Annotated in this window: 3 protein-coding genes; 2 read left to right on the forward strand and 1 reads right to left on the reverse strand. The window is 63.8% G+C overall.

Annotation, left to right across the window (positions count from 1 at the left end; translation table 11 throughout):
* The coding region (locus ACEZHJ_RS00035) for a hypothetical protein (protein ID WP_375036089.1) at positions 1 to 505 on the forward strand (505 nt) is incomplete at its 5' end.
* A 2-nt stretch (positions 506 to 507) separates the two neighbouring features.
* Complete coding sequence (locus tag ACEZHJ_RS00040) at positions 508 to 1371, forward strand: tetratricopeptide repeat protein (RefSeq protein ID WP_375036090.1); 864 nt, start codon at positions 508 to 510, stop codon at positions 1369 to 1371.
* An 84-nt stretch (positions 1372 to 1455) separates the two neighbouring features.
* Here ACEZHJ_RS00040 and ACEZHJ_RS00045 read toward each other — a convergent pair whose 3' ends face one another.
* Positions 1456 to 1617 carry a hypothetical protein gene (locus ACEZHJ_RS00045; protein WP_375036091.1) on the reverse strand — a complete coding sequence of 54 codons (162 nt, stop codon included), beginning with the start codon at positions 1615 to 1617 and terminating at the stop codon, positions 1456 to 1458.
* Positions 1618 to 1741 lie beyond the last annotated feature (124 nt).

The raw sequence follows: 1741 nt of genomic DNA on the forward strand, positions 1-1741 counted from the left end.
GGTGCTGCGCGGCATCGTCTTCGACATGACGGTCACCGACCTGCAGGGGAGCGTCGGGGGCACGCTCATGCTCGCCGACGCCTACCAGAGCGGTGTCGCCGGGACGATCGCGTGGACCGAGGAGGCGGTCCGAACCCCCGAACTGACCTTCACGCTGACGGTCCCCGAGGCGCTCCACGGGGTGGTCCGGGTGAGGATCGATGAGCACATTCCCAACGAGAAATCGAATCCAATCGCCAAGTTCGAGCATGTTACCGGGAAAACCAAAGATCAAAACCATGACGCCCAGGATCGATTCGACGCGGCGGTTCAGGGTATTCCCCTAACCGAAAAGACCAAGGTCCCGCTGGAGATCGAGACCCGGGACGGGCAGACGAGCATCAGCGGCAGGGTCGAGGTCAGTGCCGGGGCCACGCGCATCGTCGCCGAGGTGCAGTACTTCAGTCTCCGCCGCGCCTGGCCCGTGGCCAACGACAGGTTCCCGCTGCGCCTCACGAGGAGTTAATGATGACATCCCCCTTACGCGTGTTCTGCCTCCTGGCCCTGGTACTCGCCATAGCCCTGAACGCCCGGGCCGAGGTCGCCTTCCCCGAGCCCGGGGCGTTCATGGATGCCCTCTACGATCAGGATTTTCAGGCCAACCTGGAGGCCGCCCGCAACGGTGATGCCAGAGCTCAAGTGCTGGTCGGGGCAGCCTACACCATCGGTATCGAGTGGCAGGACGTGCCCATCGATTTCCCCAAGGCCGCCAAGTGGATCAAGAAGGCCGCCGCTCAGGACCTCGCCGAGGGCCTCTACTGGCTGGCCGGCATGTACGCCGCCGGCTACACCGTGGAGAAGAGCCCGGAGAAATGGCTCGAGCTCACCGCCGAGGCCGGCGAGCAGGGGTTCCCCAAGGCGCAGCAGGAACTGTTTTATGCGTTCAGGGACGGCGATGAGAGGAACAACATTGAGCCGGATGACGAGAAATACCTGTACTGGCTCAAAAAATATGCCCAGAGCGGTGCCTCCGATGGCATGTCGGAGCTGGCGGGCAAGTATGAACACGGCCATATCGTTGCCAAGGACGAGAAAAAGGCGTTCCAGTTAATGAAAAAGGCAGCGGAAATGGACGACCTAACCGCACAGGGATGGCTGGGTGACTACTACGCCCAGGGCATTGGCACCGAAAAGGACCTGGTCAAGGCGTACATGATGTACGACCTCGGCGGCACCGGCGACATCGAGAAGAAAGAGGCGCTAGCCGAGAAGATGACCGACGAGCAGGTCCAGGAGGCCATCGCCCGCTCCCGCCGCTGGCAGGAGGAGCACAACAGCGTGCGCCCCAGCTACTACGGGCTGAAACGCCAGCCCGACGGCAGCTATCGCTGAGGCGGGCCAGCGGGTCACGGCGAACGAATACGACCATGGCGACACGGACGCCCGGACCTCCAGGAACCGGTTCGACGCGGCGACTCAGGGCACCCCGTTAGCCGAAAAGACGAAGGTACCGCTGGAGATCGAGGCCCGGGACGGGCAGACGAGCATCAGCGGCAGGGTCGAGGTCAGTGCCGGGGCCACGCGCATCGTCGCCGAGGTGCAGTACTTCAGTCTCCGCCGCGCCTGGCCCGTGGCCAACGACAAGTTCCCGCTTCGCCTCACGAGGAGTTGATGATGGCCATTCCCTTACGCGCGTTCAGCCTCTTGGCCCTGGTACTCGCCATAGCCCTGAACGCCCGGGCCGAAGTCGCCTTCCCCGAGC

This window comes from Arhodomonas sp. KWT2, assembly GCF_041949875.1.
Classification (GTDB): domain Bacteria; phylum Pseudomonadota; class Gammaproteobacteria; order Nitrococcales; family Nitrococcaceae; genus Arhodomonas; species Arhodomonas aquaeolei.

Bases quoted from the DNA above. Each gene is read 5' to 3' on its own strand.
- ACEZHJ_RS00040 (WP_375036090.1), top strand. From the start codon at position 508: ATGACATCCCCCTTACGCGTGTTCTGCCTCCTGGCCCTGGTACTCGCC.